Source organism: Pseudomonas sp. TH34, assembly GCF_016650865.1.
GTDB lineage: Bacteria > Pseudomonadota > Gammaproteobacteria > Pseudomonadales > Pseudomonadaceae > Aquipseudomonas > Aquipseudomonas yamanorum.
This window is the reverse complement of record NZ_JAEKFB010000035.1, coordinates 565,836-588,152: the sequence shown is the minus strand read 5'-3', so window position 1 is coordinate 588,152 and position 22,317 is coordinate 565,836. Positions and strand designations below refer to the sequence as shown.

The 22,317-nt window shown below is 59.6% G+C and carries 14 protein-coding genes; 13 read left to right on the top strand and 1 reads right to left on the bottom strand.

Annotation, left to right across the window (positions count from 1 at the left end; translation table 11 throughout):
* Window positions 1-11 precede the first annotated feature (11 nt).
* From pgaB to JFU58_RS31880, 7 genes are all read left to right on the top strand, one after another.
* The gene (gene pgaB / locus JFU58_RS31910) at window positions 12-2,009 is read left to right on the top strand and encodes a poly-beta-1,6-N-acetyl-D-glucosamine N-deacetylase PgaB (RefSeq protein ID WP_063033653.1); all 1,998 of its coding nucleotides are present in this window, start codon (window positions 12-14) and stop codon (window positions 2,007-2,009) included.
* 3 nt (window positions 2,010-2,012) lie between these two features.
* Window positions 2,013-3,359: a poly-beta-1,6-N-acetyl-D-glucosamine synthase gene (gene pgaC, locus JFU58_RS31905; protein ID WP_003218180.1), complete on the top strand. Its 1,347-nt coding sequence runs from the start codon at window positions 2,013-2,015 to the stop codon at window positions 3,357-3,359.
* Window positions 3,356-3,838, top strand: coding sequence for a poly-beta-1,6-N-acetyl-D-glucosamine biosynthesis protein PgaD (gene pgaD / locus JFU58_RS31900; RefSeq protein WP_063033652.1), 483 nt, complete (start codon window positions 3,356-3,358; stop codon window positions 3,836-3,838). The genes pgaC and pgaD overlap by 4 nt, the downstream gene beginning before the upstream one ends.
* Window positions 3,839-4,159: 321 nt before the next feature.
* Window positions 4,160-5,881: a ShlB/FhaC/HecB family hemolysin secretion/activation protein gene (locus tag JFU58_RS31895; RefSeq protein WP_242488355.1), complete on the top strand. Its 1,722-nt coding sequence runs from the start codon at window positions 4,160-4,162 to the stop codon at window positions 5,879-5,881.
* A gap of 31 nt (window positions 5,882-5,912) precedes the next feature.
* A complete protein-coding gene (locus tag JFU58_RS31890) occupies window positions 5,913-14,633 on the top strand; it encodes a two-partner secretion domain-containing protein (protein WP_242488354.1) in 8,721 nt (2,906 codons plus the stop codon).
* Complete coding sequence (locus tag JFU58_RS31885) at window positions 14,623-15,111, top strand: Imm6 family immunity protein (RefSeq protein ID WP_003218174.1); 489 nt, start codon at window positions 14,623-14,625, stop codon at window positions 15,109-15,111. The genes JFU58_RS31890 and JFU58_RS31885 overlap by 11 nt, the downstream gene beginning before the upstream one ends.
* A gap of 144 nt (window positions 15,112-15,255) precedes the next feature.
* Window positions 15,256-15,645, top strand: coding sequence for an SCO4402 family protein (locus JFU58_RS31880; protein WP_177045654.1), 390 nt, complete (start codon window positions 15,256-15,258; stop codon window positions 15,643-15,645).
* A 50-nt stretch (window positions 15,646-15,695) separates the two neighbouring features.
* Here JFU58_RS31880 and JFU58_RS31875 read toward each other — a convergent pair whose 3' ends face one another.
* Window positions 15,696-15,953, bottom strand: a complete 258-nt coding sequence (locus JFU58_RS31875) for a hypothetical protein (protein ID WP_017478047.1) — start codon at window positions 15,951-15,953, stop codon at window positions 15,696-15,698.
* 390 nt (window positions 15,954-16,343) lie between these two features.
* Between JFU58_RS31875 and JFU58_RS31870 the strand changes: the two genes are divergently transcribed.
* From JFU58_RS31870 to JFU58_RS31845, 6 genes are all read left to right on the top strand, one after another.
* Entirely contained in the window at window positions 16,344-17,036 is a 693-nt protein-coding gene (locus JFU58_RS31870) for a hypothetical protein (RefSeq protein ID WP_003218168.1), read from the top strand.
* A 349-nt stretch (window positions 17,037-17,385) separates the two neighbouring features.
* Window positions 17,386-19,974, top strand: a complete 2,589-nt coding sequence (locus tag JFU58_RS31865) for an autotransporter family protein (protein WP_201143095.1) — start codon at window positions 17,386-17,388, stop codon at window positions 19,972-19,974.
* Between the two features lie 88 nt (window positions 19,975-20,062).
* Complete coding sequence (locus tag JFU58_RS31860; protein WP_201143094.1) at window positions 20,063-20,641, top strand: hypothetical protein; 579 nt, start codon at window positions 20,063-20,065, stop codon at window positions 20,639-20,641.
* Between the two features lie 86 nt (window positions 20,642-20,727).
* Window positions 20,728-21,330, top strand: coding sequence for a hypothetical protein (locus JFU58_RS31855; RefSeq protein ID WP_093203056.1), 603 nt, complete (start codon window positions 20,728-20,730; stop codon window positions 21,328-21,330).
* Between the two features lie 98 nt (window positions 21,331-21,428).
* The gene (locus JFU58_RS31850; RefSeq protein WP_207198617.1) at window positions 21,429-21,647 is read left to right on the top strand and encodes a hypothetical protein; all 219 of its coding nucleotides are present in this window, start codon (window positions 21,429-21,431) and stop codon (window positions 21,645-21,647) included.
* 73 nt (window positions 21,648-21,720) lie between these two features.
* Entirely contained in the window at window positions 21,721-22,302 is a 582-nt protein-coding gene (locus JFU58_RS31845; protein ID WP_177069512.1) for a hypothetical protein, read from the top strand.
* Window positions 22,303-22,317: the final 15 nt, after the last annotated feature.

Genomic DNA, 22,317 nt, shown 5'->3' with positions numbered 1-22,317 from the left:
AGAGTCCGATCATGCCTGTCTTGTCCCGTTGCCTGTTGGCCCTGGGGTTAATGCTGAGCAGCGCTTGCGCCCAGCAACCCGCGCCTTTCACTCCACCCGCCGAGCGGCTCAAGCCCGCCAACGAAGCGGCGTGGCCGAAGAACCACTTTCTCGGTATCGCCTACCACGACATCGAGGACCGCGACCCTGATCAGGCGGTGGTGGCCGTACGTACCGAGCGTTTGATCGAACAGCTGGCGTGGTTGCGGGAGAACGGCTACCAGCCGGTCACCGTCGACCAGATTCTCGCCGCCCGCAACGGCGGCCCGGAGCTGCCGGCGAAGGCGATCATGCTCAGCTTCGATGACGGTTACGCGAGCTTCTACACCCGTGTGATGCCGATCCTGCGCAGCTACAACTGGCACGCGTTGCTGGCGCCGGTGGGCTCATGGGTGGATACGCCGCTGAACCAACCGGTGGATTTCGCCGGCACGCCACGGCCGCGTTCGGACTTCCTGACCTGGCAACAGGTGCGTGAAATCGCCCAATCCGGCCTGGTGGAAATCGCCGCGCACACCGACGCCAACCACAAGGGCGTGCTGGCCAACCCACAGGGCAACCTGCAACCGGCCGCCACCACCCGACGCTTTGACCCGGCCACCCATCGCTACGAAACCGAAGCCCAGTTCCAGGCGCGGATGCGCACCGACGTGACGGCCATCTCCAACAAGATCCGCGCCGTCACCGGCAAGGCGCCGCGCGTGTGGGTGTGGCCTTACGGCGCTGCCGATGGCACCTCGCTGGCGGTGGTAGGCGAGCAGGGTTACCAGATGGCCCTGACCCTGGAAGACGGTCTCGACAGCCTCGGCAACCTGATGAGCAGCCCGCGCTTCCTGGTGGCCTCCGACCCGGACGGCGAACACTACGCCAACGCCATCGTCGCGACCCAGACTGAAGCCCCGCTGCGGGTGCTGCATGTGGACCTGGACAACGTCTACGACCCGGACCCGGAGCAGCAGGCGCGCAACCTCGACAAACTGGTCCAGCGCGTGGTCGACATGGGCGCCAGCACCGTGTTCCTGCAAGCCTTCGCCGACCCCAAGGGCGATGGCCTGGTGCGTTCGCTGTACTTCCCCAACCGCCATTTGCCGGTGCGCGCCGACCTGTTCAACCGTGTCACCTGGCAACTGCGCACCCGGGCTCACGTGAACGTATTTGCCTGGATGCCGGTGCTCAGCTTCGCCCTCGATGCGAAGCTGCCCCGTGTCACCCGTTGGGACCCGGAAACCGGCAAGGTCGCCATCGACCCGGACCAGTACCAGCGCCTGTCGCCGTTCGATCCGAAGGTGCGGCAGATCATCGGCGAAATCTACGAAGACCTGGCCCGCACCAGTGCCATCGACGGCGTGCTGTTCCACGACGACGCGGTGCTGTCGGACTTCGAAGACGCCAGCCCGCTGGCGCTCAAGGCCTACGCCGCCAATGGCCTGCCGGACACCATCGAAGCCCTGCGCGCCGACCCTGCGGTGATGCAGCGCTGGACGCGTTTCAAGAGCCGCTACCTGATCGACTTCACCCATGAACTGACCGCCAAGGTCCGCACGCTGCGCGGCCCGCAGGTGCAGACCGCACGCAACATCTTCGCCGAGCCGATGCTCAACCCGGGCAGCGAAGCCTGGTTCGCGCAGAACCTCGACGACTTCCTCACCAGCTACGACTGGACCGCGCCCATGGCCATGCCGCTGATGGAAGGCCAGGACCTCAAAGGCTCCAACGCCTGGCTGGAAAAGCTCGTGGCCACCGTCAAGGCCCGCCCCGGCGCGCTGCAACGCACAGTCTTCGAGTTGCAAGCCAAAGACTGGCGCACCTCGGCCGCTCCCGATCTGGACGGTGCGCAAATGGCCGAGTGGATGGGCGTGCTCAAGCGTCAGGGCGTGACCAGTTTTGGCTACTACCCCGACAACTTCCTGGAGAACTCGCCGGATCTGAAAACCGTGCGTCCGGCCCTTTCCAACCAGTGGAATCCTTGACTCATGTTCGACAGAATCCTCGCGCTTATCGTCTTGTCATTGGTATTGGGTGTGCCCCTTGGGCTGATCTTTTTGGTCACCGGGCAGTTCCTGATGGACTTCGTATTCTTCTATCCGCTGTTCATGTCCGGCTTGTGGATCGCTGGCGGCCTGTACTTCTGGCTGCACTGGGAGCGCCATTGGCCGTGGGCGGATGACACGCCGGCGCCGGTGCTGGCCGGTGAGCCACTGATCTCGATCCTGATCCCTTGCTACAACGAAGGCGACAACGCCGCCGAAACCATCGGCGCCGCGTTGGCCCAGCAGTACCGCAACATTGAAGTGATCGCGATCAACGACGGCTCCAGCGACAACACCGCCGCCGTGCTCGATGCGCTGGCGCTGAAAGAACCGCGTCTGCGGGTGCTGCACCTTGCGCAAAACCAGGGCAAGGCCGTGGCCTTGCGCATGGGTGCGGTAGCCGCGCGCAGCGAATACCTGGTGTGCATCGACGGCGATGCATTGCTCTCGCCGAACACGGCGGCGTACCTGGTGGCGCCGATGCTCGACAACCCGCGCCTCGGTGCCGTCACCGGCAACCCGCGGATTCGCACGCGCTCCACCTTGATCGGCCGGGTGCAGGTGGGCGAGTTCTCTTCGATCATCGGCTTGATCAAGCGCACCCAGCGGGTCTTCGGGCGGATCTTCACCGTCTCCGGCGTGGTGGTGGCGTTTCGGCGGGCGGCCCTGGACCGGGTCGACTACTGGAGCACCGACATGATCACCGAAGACATTGACGTGAGCTGGAAGCTGCAACTGGACCACTGGAGCATCTTCTACGAGCCCCGCGCGCTGTGCTGGATCCTGATGCCGGAAACCCTCGGCGGCCTGTGGAAGCAGCGCCTGCGCTGGGCCCAGGGCGGCGCCGAAGTGCTGTTCAAGAACATCCGGGGCATCTGGCAATGGCGCCATCGCTACCTGTGGCCGCTGCTGTTCGAGTACTGCCTGTCCACCGGCTGGGCCTTCACCTTTTTGCTTTCGGTGATCTTTTGGGCCGTGGGCAAAGTCGTGACGCTGCCCGCCGCCATCGCCGTTGACTCGCTGATGCCGCCGGCCTTCACCGGCTTGCTGTTGGCGGTGGTGTGCCTGGTGCAGTTCGCGGTGAGCATCATGATCGACCGGCGCTATGAAAAGGGCCTGTGGAAAACCCTGTTCTGGACCGTCTGGTACCCGCTGGTGTTCTGGTTGGTGAGCCTGTTCACCACCCTGGTCAGCTTCCCCAAAGTGTTGTTCCGCCAACACCAGAAACGCGCGCGCTGGGTCAGCCCGGATCGCGGTATCAAAGCCCCCACTACGGATGTGCAGCCATGAACCTGATCCGAACCCAACAGCGCCCGGTGATGTGGGCGATCGACGTATTCCTGACCCTGCTGGCCTGGGCCGGGCTGATCCTCCTGCTGGTGCGCGGCATGGTGCCGATGCTCGACAGCCACGGCGGCCCGCGGATCGAAGCGCCGATTTTTGCGGCGCTGGACACCTTGCAGATCTACCTGTGGATCGCCGTGTTCAACGCGGTGGTGCTGATCGGTTGGGCGCGTTACCAGCAGCAACGCGGCAAGCGGTTTGCCCAGCGCCGTTCGGCGGCCAAGGCCCTGAGCGACCAGCGTTTGAGCGACAGCTTCAGCCTGGGGGAAGGTGACCTGGAGCAACTGCGCCGCCCGGGTGTGCTGGTGATTCATAACGACCACGAAGGGGGCGTGCAGGAAGTGACAGCCCATGTGTCCCGGCATGTGGAGCGGCCAGGGTTGAAGTTGGTAGCGGGGCAGGAGCGGACCAAGGAGGTTGGTTAACCGGGATGCCGAAAAATGGGATGCAATTCACAAAATAACTGCGAACTTTTCCCATCTTTTGGCTACTAACCAGTCTGGATACCAGATTGATGGCCAAATAATGGCAATTGTAAGCGCCATAGTTGGAGTTGTATCAAAACTGTTACCGCTTGTCGGAATAAAAATTCCAATTGCAAGCACTTAAGCGTTGCTTGATTTATTTATTGTTAATAATCAGCAACTTATAGGCCTGCGAAATATAACTTCCAATAAAGCCAGAATGTTGGCCCACCGGAAGTTCGATGTTAGTTTGCCGGCCCCCGCTTTTTCGACGGATCGAACATGTCTTTATTATTGCCACGGACTCGGCTGCTGCTGGGCGTTTGCCTGCTGACTTGCTTCGCACTCAATAGTGCGACGGCTGCGCCCACGCCTGGCGATCAGGACCTGATCCGTGATCGGCAAAACCGTCTGCTGGAAGAACAGCGCCGGCGCCTTGAAGACCTCAAGGAACTGCCCGGCAAAGAAGCCAAGCCCGAAGCGCCTGCCACCCCGGCTGACACCCGTTGCTTCCCGATCAAAGACATCGAACTCAAGGGCGCCGACAGCCTGCCTGCACCGGACCGCGAGCGCCTGCTCAAGCCATATATCGGCCAGTGCCTGGGCGTGTCCCAGCTCAATCAAGTGCTCAAGGCGATCACCGACTACTACATCGACAAAGGCATGGTCACCAGCCGTGCTTACTTGCCGCAGCAGGACCTGTCCACCGGCCACCTCCAGGTGTTGGTGGTGGAAGGCAAACTCGAAGGCTTGAAGGGCGCCGACGGCAGCAACCTGTCCCAACGCGAGTTGGCCATGGCCTTTCCCGGCAAGGTTGGCGAGCAGCTCAACCTGCGGGAAATCGAGCAGTTGGTGGACCAGTTGAATCGCTTGCCGTCCAAGCAGGCACAAATGGAACTGACCCCCGGCAGCCAGGTGGGCGGCAGTGAAGTACAGGTCAAGAACGTCCCGCAAAAGCCCTGGCGCGCCAGCCTGTCGCGCAATAACGACGGGCAGAAAAGCACCGGCGAACAGCAGTGGGGCGCCGGCCTTGAGTGGGACAGCCCCCTGGGCCTGGCCGACCAGCTTGTGTTGCGCGGCGGCCACGATGCCGTCAGCGACCACCAGAAAACCTCGAAAAACACCATGCTGTATTACAACGTGCCGTGGGGCTGGTGGAACTTCAGCTACACCTACAGCGAGAGTGATTACCGCGCTCTGGGTTACGCCGACACCTTCAAGTTCAAGCAATCTGGCGACAACGAAAACCACCAGTTGCGCGCCGAGCGCGTGATCCATCGCGACGACGTCAGCAAGACCTCGGTCAACGTCGGCCTGGCCCATTTGCGCACCAACAACTACATCAACGACGCCCACCTCGAAACCAGCAGCAACCGCCTCAGCGAACTGCAACTGGGCATCAACCACGGCCGCCGCATCGGCAATGCCTTCGTCAACCTCGACCTGGGCATGCAGAACGGTATCGGCGCCTTCGATGCCCAAGCTGAAAACGAGCGCGATCAGTACGGCAATCGCCTGCCCAACGCGCGCTACCGTAAATACACCGCCACCGTCAGCTACTTGCAGCCGTTCACGCTGTGGGGCGAGTCGTTCAGTTTTTCCAGCCTGGCCACCGGCCAACGCAGTGAAGACATCCTGTTCAGCCCCCAGCGCATGAGCCTCGGCGGCTCGGCCTCGGTGCGCGGTTTCAAAGACCAGCAGCTCACCGGCGACAGCGGCGGCTACTGGCGCAACGACGTGCGCTGGGCGCGCCCGGTGACCTGGGACTGGATGCGCCCGGCCTTTGCCGAATACGGCGCCAGCGTCGGCTACGACCAGGGTGTGATCAGCAACGACCGCTACAACGGTGAAGTGCATGGCCGGGTCTCGAGCAACTCGTTGGAGTTGTTCGCCCGTGGCAAATACGTCAGCACCAGCGTGACCTTTGCCCATTCCCTGGAACGCCCGGCAGTGATGAGCGAGCGCGAAGCGCCGATCTACTTCCGCATGGATTTCTTCCTGTAATTCAACGCCCCGTTACATCGAGAATATGACAATGGATGTTCGCCACTTTGCCTTCCTGGCCCGCCAACCTTCTGCTGCGCTGAAACCGCGAGACTCGTTCTTCGGCCTGCCCAAGCGCGGCCTGGTGCTGATCCTGGCCAACGCGCTGTTCTGGCAGCCACTGCTGGCCCAGGCCGAAGGCATTGTGGTCAGCGCGCCGGGCACCACCGTCGGCCAGGCCGGCAATGGCGTACCGGTGGTGAACATCGCCACCCCCAATGGCAGTGGCTTGTCCCATAACCAATTCAAGGACTACAACGTCGGCCCCAACGGCGTGATCCTCAACAACGCCAACGGCCCCGTGACGAACACCCAGCTGGGTGGCTACATCGTCGGCAACCCCAACCTCAAGGGCGGCGCGGCCAGCGTCATCCTCAACGAAGTCAACGGCGGCAGCCCCAGCCAATTGCGCGGCTACACCGAAGTGGCGGGCCAGTCGGCCAAAGTCATCGTCGCCAACCCGTACGGTGTTACGTGCAGCGGTTGCGGCTTTATCAACACCCCCAACGTAACCCTCACCACCGGCAAACCGGTGCTCGACGCCAGCGGCCAGTTGCAGCGCTACCAGGTTGACGGTGGCGCCGTGACCATCGACGGCGAAGGCTTGAATGCCAGCAACGTCGACCGCTTCGAAATCATCACCCGTTCGGCCAAGATCAATGCGCAGATCAATGCACGGGAATTGACCGTCATTGCCGGGCGTAACGACGTCGATGCCAACAGCCTGAAAGCCACCGCGCGCGCCGATGACGGCAGCGCAAAGCCAGAGCTGGCCATCGATTCCTCGGCATTGGGTGGCATGTACGCCGGTGCGATCAAACTGGTGGGCACCGAGGCCGGCGTGGGCGTGAAGCTCGACGGTACCTTGGCCGCCAGTGGTGGGGATATCCAGTTGGATGCCAATGGGCGCCTGAGCATGGCGCAGACGGCGACCACCGGTAACCTCAAGGTCACCGCGCAGAACGTGAACCTGACCGACAAGGTCTACGCCGCCGGCAATGTGCAGGTGAGCAGTGCTGAAGAACTGGTCAACCAAAAGAGCCTGGCCGCTGGCCAACGCATCGAACTCAAAGCCACCACCGTCACCAACCCGGGCATCATCGAAGCAGGCGTGCAGGCCGATAACAGCCGCAATGCCACCGGCGATGTGGTGGTGAATACGCAAACCCTGAACACCAGCGGCAACGTCCTGGCCAGCCGCTCGCTGAGCGCCACGGCCACCCGGGAACTGAACAACCAGGGCGCAGTGATCCAGGGTAAAACCGTCACGCTGAACAGTGCCAGACTGACCAACCAGGGCGCCACCGCGCGGGTGTATGGCGAGCAAGCGCTGGCGATCAACGCGCCGGCCATCGTCAACCTCGGCGGGCTGATTCGCTTCGGTGCCGATCAGGCGGCAACGCTGAAAACCGATTCGCTGGATAACCGCCAGGGCCATATCCAGGTCGCGGGCGGCAGCTTGACGCTCAACAGCGGCACGCTGAATAACACCGGCGGGCAGATTGTCGCGGGCAACCTCGGTGTAACAGCGGACACAATCAACAACCAGAACGGTTTCCTGGTTGCCGACGCCGTGACGGTCAACGCCGCCCGCCTCGACAACAGTGCCAAGGGCTTGATCAGTGCCGAGAAAGGCGCGCTCAACCTCACCGTCACCAACACCTTCAACAACAGCCAGGGTCATGCCCAGGCTGGCACTGACTTGAACCTGCGCGCCGGTGACGTCGCCAACCAGGACGGCAAGCTGGTGGGTGGGCAACTCACCGCTACCGTCGGCAGCCTCAGCAACAACGACGCAGGTGTACTCAGCGCGGATGCCGGCAAGTTGACCTTGACCGTCGCCCAACAGCTGAACAACGCCAAAGGTCACTTGCAGGCCGCCCAGGGCGACATCGAACTGCACGCCGCGAGCCTGGATAACCAGGGCGGTGCCATCATCGGCAAGCAGTTACTGCTGGATGCGCGAAGCGGGCAGATCGACAACCGCGCCGGGCGTATCGTCGGTGACCAACTGGACGTGCGCGCCGGCAGCCTCGACAACCGCAGTGCCGGGTTGCTGGCCGGTGGTGTGCCGGGTGTGAGCGTGGTGCTGAACGACCAATTGCTCAACACCCAGGGCCGTATTCAAAGTGAGGGTGACCTGCTGCTGACCGGCAAGCGCCTGGGCAACAGCGCCGGGATCCTGCTGGGCAAGGCCCTCACTGTCACCGCGCAAGACCTCGACAACAGCAGCAAGGGCGCGCTGGTCAGCAATGACGGCGACATCACCCTCAACATCAGCAACCTGCTGACCAACACCAACGGCGTGATCGACGCCGCCGAACGCAGTGTGCTGGTCAAGGCCTTGACCACCCTCGACAACCAGGGCGGCACCTTGCGGGGCAAGCGCCTGGATATCGCGGCGCAAACCCTCGACAACGACCAGGGCCAACTCCTGGCCGGCAATCAGGGCGTGAGCTACCGCGGCCAGGACCTGAGCAATCGCCAGGGCATGATCCTCAGCGGTGGTGCGGCGGTCGACCTGACGCTGGGCACCTTGAACAACCAGGGCGGCACCGTGCAAGGCGACAGCTTGACGGTGACAGCCGACAGCGTCGACAACAGCCAAGACGGTACCAAGGCCGGCGCGTTGACCGCCTTGAAGAGCGACCTGCAACTGACGGTCGAGGCCTTGACCAACCGGGGCGGCAAACTGTTCGGCAAGGAGCACGTCACCGTCTCCGGCGCCACCCTGGACAACAGCGCCAACGGCCAGATCAGCGGCAATCAGCTCAGCCTGACCTCGCGTACCCAACTGACCAACCAAGGCGGCCTGATTGAGTCCAACCAGGGCCTGACCTTCAATGGCGGCAACCTCGACAACAGCGCGGGCGGCCAACTGCGGGCGATGGAAGGCGCCAGCAGCACGCTGACGGTCACCGACCAACTGAATAACCAGAACGGCATTCTTGAATTCGGCAGCCAGGCCTTCAGCCTCAGCGCCGGGCATCTGAATAACCAGGCCGGGCAACTGCAGCACGCTGGCACCGGCGTGTTCAGCCTCAATACCAGCAGCCTCAGCGGCAGCCAGGGCAGCATCAATGGCCTGGGCACCGCCGACTGGTCGTTCGGCCGGGTCGATGGCCTCGGCCGTGTGCAACTCAATGAAGCCTTGCACTACACCAGCACCCAGGGCCTGAGCCTCAAGGCCGGCGACCGCCTGGCCAGCGCCAAGGGGCTGACCCTGGATGTCGCCAGCCTGGATAACGCGGGCGAGTTGCTCAGCGACGGTGACCTGACTGTCAACCTGACCGGCGACATGACCAACAGTGGCCGCCTTTCGGCCCAGCAAAAACTGAGCGTGGTCGCCAACAACCTCAGCCAGAACGGCGGGCGTTTGGCCGGCGGCACCACCACCCGCATCACCCTGGGCGGTACGCTGGATAACCTCGGCTACCTCACCGCACGCCAGCAACTCGACATTGCCGCCGCACAGATCAACAACCGCGGCACCCTCGGTTCACAAGGCAACGTCAACCTCAACGCCAGCAATGGCATCAGCAATAGCGCGGACACGCTGCTGTTCAGCGGCGGTGATCTGACCCTGCGCGGGAACAGCTTCAGCAACCTGTACGGCGACGTCTACAGCAAGGGCAACCTGAGTTTCGCGGCGCTCGATGGCGGCATGGCGGCGGGCTTCAGCAACCTTTCCGGTACGGTTGAAAGCGAAGGCAATATCGGCATCAGTGCGCGGAATGTGGAAAACGCCAAGGCTGAATTCGAGTTGGGCCAGACCGTCACCACCGGCAGCCTCAATTGGCAGTGCGGCCAGCACTGCGGCGGGCACGACTCGTTCAAGCGCGGTCAAATCACCATCAACCAGACCTACCTTGAATCCGCGATCAAGGACTCGGCCTCTGCGCGCCTGGTGGCGGGCAAAGACCTGCTGATCCAGGGCGACAACGTCCAGAACCGCTATAGCCTGCTGGCGGCGAATGGCAACCTGAGCATCACCGCCAACGACCTGCTCAACCAGGGCGCCGCGACTCGCACCGGGCAGAACACCATCGTCATCGGCACCCCGCAGCGCATCGACACCGATGAGTGGGACCGGATGGAATACATCGACGTACCCGCCTTCAACGCAGCGGTGGCAGCGGGTAATTTCGATGAAGCACGCTTTGAGGTGCTCAAGGCCCGGTCGAGCGACTGGCGTTTCTCCGAACAAAGCAACGTCACCACCTGGACCGACAACGGCGGCCCGGGCTACACCGCGACGATACAGGCCGGTGGCGCGGTCAACCTCAACGTTGCGCGCACCCTGCAAAATGGCACGTTGCACACCAACACCCTGGAGCAACTGACCGGCACCCTCGGTGACGACCAGACCGGCATCCCCGTCGGCGGCATCAACATCAACCTGAGCAAGCACGTCAACGACGCCACCGCCCAGGCGCCAAGCAGCGTATTGCCGGTGACCAGCATCGCGCCCGACGGCCGCTACGTACCCGTGGACTACACCGGCGAGTCCTTCACCCCGGTCGACCCCACCACCGCGCCCGGCTTCCAGTTGCCCAAGGGCGACTACGGCCTGTTCATCAAAAACGCCGACCCCACCAGCCACTACCTGATCGAGACCAACCCGAACCTCACCACTGTGGCGGGCTTCTTCAGCTCCGACTACATGCTCGGCAAGCTCGGCTACAGCCCCGACAACGCCTGGCGTCGCCTGGGTGACGGGCAATACGAGTCACGGCTGATCCGCGATGCCGTGCTGGCGCAAACCGGGCAACGCTTCCTCGCCGGTGGCCTGACCAGCGACTACGACCAGTTCCGCTACCTGATGGACAACGCCCTGGCCAGCAAGGACGCCTTGCGCCTGAGCGTCGGCGTATCCCTCACTGACCAGCAAGTCGGCGCCCTGACCCACGACATCGTGTGGATGGAAAACCGCGTGGTCGACGGCCAGACCGTGCTCGTGCCGGTGCTCTACCTAGCCCAGGCCGACTCCCGCAACGTGCGCGGCAACAGCCTGATCCAGGGCCGCGACCTCAACCTGATGACCGGCGGCGACCTGATCAACGTCGGCACCCTGCGCGCCAGCAACAACCTCTCAGTGGCCAGCAGCGGCAACATCTACACCGGCGGCCTGATCGAGGCCGGCAACAACCTCAGCCTGCTGGCCCAGGACAGCATCCGCAATTCCATGGCTGGCGAGATACGCGGCACCCAGGTCAGCCTCACCACCCTGAAGGGCGACATCACCAACGACAACACCGCCATCCAGGTGCGCCAGGGCGCCGGCATGCGCACCCTCACCGACAGCAGCGCCGGCACCATCACCGCCCGCGAAAACCTGGCCATCGACGCTGGCCGCGACCTCACCAACCACGGCGCACTCACCGCCGGCGGCGATGCCGACCTGAAAGCCGGGCGCGACCTCAACCTGATCGCCGTCAGCGACACCAGCGAGATCCACGCCTTCAGCGACGGCGGGCACAAATCCACCATCACCACCGACGTGAAAAACCAAGCGGCCACGGTCACGGCCGGCGGCAACCTGAGCATGGTGGCGGGGCAAGACGTCAACATCATCGGCAGCAACGCCACCGCGGCTAAGGACCTGAACATTCAGGCCGGGCGCGATTTCAACGTGGCGTCTGTCAGTGATGTGCACAACGTCGAAGGCAAGGAAAAGGACGGCAAGAAACGCATCAAGACGGCGGACGAGCAGACTACGCAGTTGGCCAGTGTGCTGACGGCGGGCAGGGACTTTACGAGCCAGGCCGGGCGCGACACCACGCTGGTGGCGAGCAAGATCAGTGCGGGGAATGAGGCTTATCTGTATAGCGGGGATAAGTTGAATTTGCTGGCGGCTGAGAACAGTACGCATACGTTGTATGACATGAAGGAGAACGGTGGCTGGGGCGCGAAGAAGACCAAACGTGATGAAGTCACCCGCGTTACCAACGTCGGCACCGAGATCAAGACCGGCGGCAACCTCACATTAGCCAGTGGCGGCGACCAGCTGTATCAGCGGGCCAAGCTCAGCAGTGGCAACGATCTGACGATTGCCAGTGGCGGCGCGATTACTTTTGAGGCGGTCAAGGACCTGCATCAAGAGAGTCATGAGAAGAGTAAGAGCGACCTGGCGTGGACCAGCGCCAAGGGTAAAGGCAATACCGATGAGACGCTGCGCCAGAGTGAGTTGATGGCGCAGGGACAGTTGGCGATTAAGGCCGTTGATGGTTTGAAGATTGATATCAAGCAGATCGATCAGAACACGGTTAGCCAGACGATTGATGTGATGGTGAAGGCTGATCCCCAGTTGGCTTGGTTGAAAGAAGCCGAGAAGCGTGGGGATGTGGATTGGCGGCATGTGAAGGAGCTGCATGATTCCTTCAAGTACAGCCATTCCAGCCTAGGCCAGGGGGCAATGCTGGCGATCATCATTGTCGTCACTGTATTGACGGCAGGAGCGGCCAGTGCGCTTGCTGCGTCAGCTGGCAGTGCAGTGGGTGCCGGGTCGACCATGGCTGCGGCGACAGCCGGAACTGTTTCGGCATCGGGAGCCGTAGTAGGCGCAACGTCAGCCGGCCTCGGCAACATCATTGCGACTGCCTCTTTGACCTCCTTGGCGAGCACTGGCGCGGTCAGCACGATCAATAACAAGGGCAACCTCGGGGCGGCGTTCAAGGAAACCTTTAGCAGCGATAGCATGAACCAGGCGCTGATCGCTGGCGCCTCGGCAGGCTTCGTAAATTACGCCAGTGGCAATTGGTTCGGCGCACAAAGCGACCCTGTTACCAACAAAGTGAGCGGTCCCAGCGTAGTGCCTCACTGGAACGACCCGGCCGCTATTGGGCGTTTCGGAACGATCCAATTGGCGGGCGGAGCAGTGCGCGGAACGCTTTCTGAAGCGCTTGGGCAAGGCAGCTTCAAGGACGCCATGAAAGGCAGCCTTTTCGATGTACTGCAGGCGACCGCGTTCACAGGCGTTGGTGATTTTGGCAATGCCTTCAAACTTCAAGACAGTGGCCTGAGTAAAACAGCACTGCACGCCGTTGTGGGCGGGTTGCTTTCGGAAGCAATGGGCGGCGACTTCAAAACGGGGGCGATTGCTGCGGGTGCTAATGAGGCGCTTATTGTGGCGCTGGATAAGTCGCCTTTGCTGAGCAGCAGTGATCCAGCAGAGCATGATCGACTGGTCAATGCGGCGTCTAAGCTGGTGGGTTTACTCGCTGCGGCCAGTGTTAATGGCGATGTCGCCATGGGCTCTGAAATCGCTGGGAATGCACAGTCTTACAACCGGAAGCTTCACGCTCTTGAGCGAAAACGTCTTGATGAAGAGGCTAAAAAACTTAGCGGGTCTGTAGGGGGAAGTCAGTCCGGACTCGCCTGGGGGGATTTACTCACCTATGTGGCGGCAGGCGAAGTTGATAAGCAATCGTCTGGGCAGCTGAGTGATGCGTTGGACAAATATAATCCAAACAGTCCGATCGGTCAGCGACTGCTAGAGGACCTGAGTACCGCTCAAAAAGTGATTTCTCAAATACAGAACGAAAAGGTTTTACTCACGTGGACAGATGGTTCATCCATTGTGGCCAATGGAGAGAAAGTCTATGCATTTGGCGCGACGCCAAAGCAATACGCAGATCCGCTTCTGTTTAACTCTTCCAGCGAAACGACCTATAAAAATGCTGAAGGCGGGGCGAGTATCGTTCCTGATAAATGGGTCGAGCAATATGGTGAAGTAGTTGCTACCAAGAAATTGCGAGAAATTAGCGCCGCCAGCAGTGATGCGGATCTTTCGTCGGAGCAGTGGGCGACGTTGCGAGACCACCTCCATTCTGGAGATAAGGCTAACGGAAATATAGATTTAGAAATTCTGTCAGCGTTATTGTTCAAAGGTCGACCGGTAGAAGCCAGCTTCCCAGTTGCAGTGAAAGAGCTGGGAGTGCGAGAGATACTGGAGAGCGCCGAAAAGATAACATTGAAGGAACGTCTACTTGAGTTCAAAGCTAGCCGTGAAGCAGCTGAAGCCAGTTTGCCAGAGTCTGGAGCGTATCGTGATGCAAAAGAAGCGGAGGCATTAGTTAAAGCAGAAAAGGCTGCTTTGGAACGCATTGGAAGCAATCCTAAAGGAGCTGACTTAACCGATAAAGCTCCAAACACGATACTTGATCAACAGGCCGCAAAAGATAAAGAAAAGTTTTTTGAACTCGCTACCGCAGATGACTTGGCGGTAACTAGAGCAAAGTATAATTTGCCAGATGGGAACACGATAGGTGTCGCTAGAACAGACATTCCTGGGTTTGAGTCAGACGTCATCGAAGGCCTTTCACCAGTACTGCGTCGTAATTCTGGGCTGCCAAGCCTAGATGAACTATACGGAGAGGCAAGAGTGATCAAGTCGCCTTATAACAACCCGCTATTTACTCGGCATGCGGAAGAGGATCTGTTTAACAATGTGGCTAACAAAATTGACAAGCAAGGCTTGACAGCTGCCCAGTTAGATGGTCGGGTTGTGGATGTGAAGATTTCTAATGCAAGTGGTATCTGTAATAAGTGTAGTGCAGGTTTGACGGGTAATAGTGACCTGAATGGGGTGGTTAAACAATTCAGTCAGCGCTATCCTACTCTTCTGCTAAGAGTTACCGCTGAGGGAGGGGCAGCAATGCCAAATCGTCTAACAGTCCTAGTTAAAGATGGGAGAATAGTTAATGGACAATGAAGAAGCGCTTAAAGTCATTGACAGTATGATGTGGGTAAAGAAAGCCTCAATTTTCCTTCTGTTGCTTGATTATGCTCTACGTAACCTTGACTCGGCGAGTGATACGCAAAAAAAATGTCAGGAGGCAGTTGATAAGTGTTGGCGATGGTTGTCTGATCGAGGGCTCAGTGCTGATGAATTAGCATATTATCTAGACTCCGATGATATGCAGAGCGGACCGCTGGCAGAAGGAAATTTTGCATCTGAAAGCGTAGAACAAAATAGTTTAATTTTAATATTGTTGGTGATCGGTTTTTTTGCCAATAAGGCCTATAAGATTGTAGGGCTACAAGAGCAAATGTCTGAGCCGGTATGTGAGGCGGACGAGAGCTCTGCTGTATATATTGTTGATTATATTGAACGGATAGGCTTGTCTGATAAGTTGAGTGTTTATCTATCTGCACACGTTTTGGAAAATAGGGGGCAATCCACGTTTTAATGCTGGCAGAGTTGCTCTTTAACGTAAAGGGGAAGGATTTATTTAGGACGTAAAAGTGACGGATTTGTTTAAATATTAGATTTAAAAACTCCAGCTAGGTCGATTAAATAAATCCGTCCCCTTTGCCCAGAGTGAGTATAAAAAATGGAAAACTTGGAACTCTCCGAGTTAAAATTTCCGAGTATGAGAGAGGAGCTGGTTTCCTATCTGGCAGGTTTGTCGGACTCAGATTACCAGTACCGTGCCTGGGTAGAACGTTCATCGCCGAATTTAGCTTATGATGAACTTGATTACACAATACATTTTTTATATGACGATACAGGGCTCGCTGAAAATGCATACACTTGGATAGGGCTAGTTTTGAAAAATGATCAGGAAGCTAGAGCCATCGAGGACGTGGTTCAAGCTATTGACGCGCTTTTTGATAAGTATGGTCCTGATCTTTCTGATAAAGAGTATTTGGAAAAAGAAGAGTGGGCACGCATAGTGTGCGTTTCTAAAGATGCTTTAAAAGTTTTGCTTCCTGGTAAATGAGGTTGTTTAACCTAGTTAAAGGGGCGGCACCCAGGCCGCCCGGCTTTTACTCAGGATGGATCGGTATTGAGTCTGCGACTGATGACATCCAGCAAATCACACCCATCTCGCAGCGGAATCGCCAGCAATTGGGCGAAGTCTTGAAGCACCACAGCATCGCTGCTGAGCTGTTCACGGAAGGCCAGGTTTTCCAGCAGTTGGGTGACGGCGCGAATCCGGTACACGGCGGCGTCGTGGAGGACATCGAGGGGCGCATGGGTGTCGATAAGCAGGGCGGGGACGGTGCAGTCGTGGCCCGTGAGGGGCATGTATCGATTCATTGTCAGTACTCTGTTGGTGGATTAAGCCACCACTCACTCGTCGCCAAACGAATGGGTGGCAGCTGTACGCAGGTTGGCGAACCGGCAACAGAGTAAACCGGCAGACCCGGAGGTCTCCCGCGCACAGCCGCCATATCATGCACAGCTTTGCGGGTGCAAAAACACCTGCATAGAAGCGGGATGCTTTTGCGCTCTGTTGTCAGGTCGCCAAACCTGAATCGCCATATGGGCGACGGCCCGGACTATAAGCCCGCACCCAAACCCACGCAAGGCAGCAAAGTACTGGCCCAATCACAAGGCCTCATGTCTTCACCCCCATTGCCGACACACTGGCGTTGATTAAACGCATCCACCCACCACCAACATTAAAGGACTGATGTGAAAAACCTTCTCCTGGTTCTCCTCTCCACCCTCATCCTGGGCGGCTGCGTCAGCCAGCCCCTCACGCCCGAGCATCGTGCGCAGGTCAAGACGGTCAAAGTGCTGCCCGTAAAGTGGGAAAAGAACATGGTCTACATGGGCCGTGAACAAGCCTGGGGTGCGGCCTTGGGTGCCGGGCTTGGCGCGGGCGTCGGCATGGCCAGCGGCGCGTCCAAGCTGGGCACGGCAGCCTTGAGCGGCGCGGGGTTTGCCGCCGGCATGAAGGCGGGGCAACTGGCCGAGATGTCGACGCCGGCGGCGATCCTCACGGTGATGGACGCCGAAAATATCGACTTGGGTGTGTTGCTCAAGCAGGCCTTCATTGATGCCTTGGGTAAGACGTCATCGCTCAAAGTGGTGGGTGACGACGAGCCGGCCGATGCGCAGATTCAACTGACGGTAGGCGAGTGGGGCTTTCGCCTGACCCAGGGTTTCAGCAGCGTGGTCTACCCGACGCTCACCGTGGTGGCGCGCATGGACCGTGGCGACGAGATGCTCTGGCGCACGGTGGAGTCGATCACGCCGTTCAATGGCCAGAATGTCTACGGTTACACGCCGCTCACTTATCGCACTGATCCTGAGGCGTTGCGCCGCGCGTTGACGGGTATCACGCAGATCTCCGGGAGTTATCTGGTGAAGGAGCTCAAGTAGACCAGCGAGAGGTCGCCGCGTGGCTTGCGGTGGCTGATCCTGACGCGAGCAGTTTGATAGAACCCGCCGAGCACCTTGAACATTTTGTATATCCCATTGTCTTTACCCCGCCCACCCGCAACCGGTCGGGCTGCATGGACTGCAGCGTTTTCAAATGACATTAAGGATTAATGTGAACCTCGCCCCCCAAGCCTCTTTTCTGTCACCGCCCGCTGTGGTGCACAGGCGCGCGCCTGCGTTTCAGGAAGGCACCCTGGGGGAATGCATTCGGATCAATTGATCCCTCGCTTAGTACACCTACTGCCGCCGGGCCTATTGGCGGCTTTTAATGTAGTTCATGGAGTTTGAAATGAAGCGTAAGCAGTTCCAGAAAAGCCTGTTGGCACTCATGGTCGGCGCAATCAGTACGCAAGCGCTGGCGGTGGAATTCGACCTGGGGCAGGGCAAGAACATTTGGGTCGGCGAGACCTTTAATGAGTCATTGATTATCAACGGGACGTTCTCCGAAGTAGTGGTGCCGACCACCACCAACCCTGCCGGACTGGGTGTGGCCAACACCACTATCCAGGGTTCGTTGATCAACCGTGCCGACATCACTCTGGATTCCCAGGGCGCCGCCATCCGTGCGATTGCCCTGGACCCGCTGTTCTGGTCGGGCCCGCAGAACCTGAGCCCGGGAACTGTCACCGGGGACGTGGTCCAGGCGGGCAACATTCTTATGAAAAATGGGGGTTACGAGGGGCTTGAGATCGGCGCGACGACCATCGGTGGAAGTGTCATCAACTCCGGCACCATCCGTTCCACGCTGCCCCTGAGCCCGCCGGCTTCACCCTCCTACGTGGATGGCGGCGAAGGCATTTACCTGCATGGCACCACCATCGCCGGCGACGTCTCGAACACCGGTGTGATCGACATGAGCGGTGATTACGCCATCGGCCTGATCCTCGACCGCCAGAACAATCTGGGGACCACCGTCGGCGGCAAAATCCTCAACGCCGGCACGCTCAAAGCGACGGGCGAGGGCGCCTGGGGCATCGAGGTGGAAACCGACACCAACCCTCTGCGCATCGAAAACAGCGGCCTGCTTTCTGCCAACGGCAATGACGCCAAGACGGTGATGTTTCTAAACGGTAAGGTCGACTACATCCTCAACACCGGCACCGTCGAGGCCACGGGCACCAACGCCAATGCCTTCGAGTTTGCCGGGGCAACCTTTGCCCAGAACAGCGCGACCGGCGCGCGCGGCATCGTTAACCGCGGCACGATCAGCGCCGATGGCACAGCCATTCATGTAGATGCCGCGGACCAGACCTCGGCGTTCGAGATCAACCAGCAAGCCGGCGAAATCCGCAGTAACGCCGGCATCGCCATCGACGCCGCCAACCTTGCCACGCTGAATTGGACCGGCGGCAAAATCACCGGCGACCTGCTCAACTTGAGCGCGGTGAATGTCGCAGGCCAGGCCGATTTCACCGGCAGCCGCATCATCGCGCCGGTATCGGTCAACTCGGGCTCGCTGAACCTGTCGGCGCCCGGTACTGCGATCACTGGCAACCTCAACGTTGCTAGCGGCGCAGGTATTGATATGCACCTGGCCGACAGCGTAGTGCCGACCACGCCGTACCTGACCGTCAACGGTGCAGCGAATTTCGCCCAGGCTTCGAAGCTGACCGTGAGCGCCAAACCGGGCGACTTCGCCAGCACCAACAACGGCACTCAGTACACCCTGTTGCAAGCCACCAGCGTGCAAGACAATGGTCTGTCTGTGGCCAGCTCGTCCTCTCTGCTGAACGTGCTGAGCTACTCGGCCGACGCGCAAACGGTCAAGGCCGTGGTGGCGGTTAAAGACAACCAGCAAGTGCAGCAGGAGCTCGCCGCGGTGGGCGCCGGCGCTGCGTCAGCGACGGCGGTGAACACCTTTAAAAACGACGTACTAAGCGGACTCAATCAGAACGACCCAGTGTTCCAAACCCTGGCTGACGCCGGCACAGCACAGCAGCTTGCTCAGGTCAGCGAACAACTCAAGCCGGACGTCAATCGCGGCGCCCTGGACGTGGCGTTGTCGGGCCAGACCGTGGTCAACGGCGCCATCTTCAACCGCCTCACCGACCAGCGCGAAAGCCATCAAACCGGCGGCGTGTGGGTGCAGGGCCTGAGCAGCAACATGGACCAGGACGGGCGTGGCGGCAACAACGGCTACTCGGCCAACAGCAGCGGCATGGCCGTGGGTGTGGACGGGCGCTTGAACGACACCACCACGTTGGGCGTGGCGTACAGCTACCTTAACTCCAACATCCATTCCGACCTCGGCAACAAGACCGACGTGGAGGGCCATGCGCTGTCGCTGTACGGCAACTGGTCGCTGCAAAACTGGTTTGTCGACGGCAGCCTCAGCTATGGCCATAACGACAACGACAGCAAACGCCATATCGCCGGCACCACAGCCAAGGGCAGTTACGACAGCAATGTGCTGTCTGCCAGTGTGATCGGCGGCTACAGCTTCAAGCCGTCGCAGGCCGTGGTGATCGAGCCGCGCGTGGCAGCGCGTTACGCCAACGTGCGCATGGACGGTTTCAACGAGAAGGGCTCCTCGGCCGCGCTGAGCACCCAGTCGCAACGCTATGAAGTGGGCGAGCTGGGCGCTGGTGTGCGCTTGGCGGGCAACTTGCCCATGGGTGCCGGTAGCCTGCAGCCGGAAGCAACCTTGATGGCGTATCACGACCTGATGGGTGATCGCGTCGCACAAACCTCCAGCTATGTGCTCGGCGGTTCTGCGTTCACCGTCACCGGCGCTTCGGTGGCGCGTGACAGCTATGAAGCCAGTGTCGGCGTGAACTACCAGGTGTCGGACTTTACCGTGGGTGCCAGCTACACCCGCCAGGCCCGCAGTGGTTTTGATGCCGATGGGGTCATGCTCAAGGCGCGGTACGCGTTTTAAGTATTACGGCCGATAGAAAACGGCATCGGGCTGCGGTTCTCCCACGTAGCCCGAGCCAGATTTTTAAATGTGCTCAAGGAAGTAACCCATGAAAAAGACCTCACTCTTAATCCTCGCCCTGGCCTTGGCCGGCTGCCACTCCACTGCCAGGAACTCCTCGCCAAGCCTGCTGACGGACGGCGTCCAGTTGCAGCAGAAAAAGGTCGAGGTGGACGCCGAACACGCCAAGGTCATCATGAAGGCAACCGGTTTTACCTATCCGGTGCAGTTCTCCGTACGCCGTAGTTCCGATGCAGATCAGCGACCGGAAATCCTCGGGACGGTGGTGGATTCCGGCCGTGGCAAGGTATTCGGCTGGATCGCCAAGATGAACGAAGTGGGCAACAGCGCCGTCGCCAAACGCTTCCCGCAGTTGGAAGTGCAGGCTGACCCGGGGCAGCCCTTTGAAGTGATCGGCGAGTCACGGGTCTACAACGCCAACTACGTTGGCCTCGTCAAAACCTATGTGTATGAATGCGGCCCCATGAGTTCGACCTTCAAGCCTGAGAAGCAAAAGGTCTACCTGGTGGAGTTCGTGATTATCGGGAAGGGGTGTGAGCAGCATGTGTATGACGTGACTGCGCCTAATGAGCGTATTCCTGTGGCGACTGTGGCTCCGGCGGCGTGAGCCAGAGCCCGGCGCCAATGCAAATCCGATAGTCGCTCAGGTATCGACGGGTACCGCCGGGCTCCGTGGCAACAGAAGAGGCGCTGATGATTTCTGCAGATGATGTTGATGGCCTACTTGAAGATATTTTCGAGGGGCACAAGGACTTGGCGGTGTTTGTCGCTGGTGGCAAGTACTACTACCTGGCAGACGACAAGGGAAATTTCTGTATCGATGTCAGGCCTGAATACAGGAGCTATGTCGAAAGTGGCGTCATGGACAGTAGCCTCTATGACCAGGCCGTTTCCGAGTTCAGAGGGGGCGTTCCGGTCCTGGAGGTGAATACCTTTCAGCGTTATCTGGATAACAACAGCGTCAACGTTTATTCGCTGGAGTGGATGGTCAGTTTCTTCACCTACGGTTACTCCGCTGCCTACCTTGGCGAATTTCATAACCATATCGAGGCCGTTCTATCTGGCCACGCGAAGCCTCGTCTGGATGAATGCGAAAAAATGCGGATGAGGCTGCCCCGCTTTTATGTGGACCTGGATAGCAAGGTGTTCCGGCATGTTGATTGGGACAGGTTTCACGAGTCCTATGTGCCCTCGGACTGGGACGGGCAAGCGTCTGGATCATTCGCGGAGCTGATCCCGAAAGAGCAAAGATATTGGGTTGTGGATGGCATGGACTTTTGGACGTTGTACGCCTGATGGCGGGTTAGCTTCGTCGCCTTGGCGATAAGTTGGTCTGTGCCGTCGTGCCCCACTCGAAGTAACACACGCACCCGCGCAGGAGAAATACCGTGGTAATGACATTGGTAATGGTTGGACTGGGCCTGGCGATTTTGATGCAGCTGGCCATTTTTTGTGTGGCCGTAAAAAACTCGCTGGTGCATGCGCTGCTGTGCCTGTTTATCCCTTGTTATGTGTATGTTTATGCCAGAAAGGATCGCCAGGCCAGGCCGTTCCTTTGGGGGTGGTACACCGGTATTGGCTTGCTGGCCGCTGGGGCTATTGCTTCAAATTGAAGCGGGACTCGAAAAGGCGTCGGCAACGCCGTAAAATGAAGTCAAATTGACATCATTCAGGGAAGAGTCAGACATGCGCGTTGTTGCTTTACTCCTGGCATTCAGCTTTCTGGCTGGCTGCGCCTCCAAGCCGGCTTACTACATTTCGCCCGCACCGGTTCACATTCCCAAGACCGCCACCTATTGGCTCGATACCTTCGACGTTGACGTGGTGGGCAAGAACCCACGCTTCCTGCCTGATGACAAAGTCCGCGAGCAACTGGGTGTCGACCTGGTCAATCGCCTGATCACGGCCAAGCGCTACGCCACCAGCAAGGAAAGCGCCGACTATCTGTTGGATGTGAAGGTCGTCTACGCCCGTCATTTCCAGGATTCGAAGGGCGGGATCGCCACGGTGCTCGTTGATGACAACACGGTCCTGACCAGTGTGGATTTCAACTACCTGGTCAAGGTCAAGAAGGCCGGCGCGGAGGTATTACACTTCGCCAAGGACCGCGACAGCCTGGTTCCCGCGGGCTTGTTTGGCCAATGGCAGCAATACAAGACGATCGGCGGGATCGTCAGCAATACCGGCAACACCAGCGTCGAGCCGTTTTACACGGGCGTGTTGAGCCGCTTTATCGTCGATGATTTGCGCGATATTCCTTCACGCTAAGTTGCTTTAACCCGA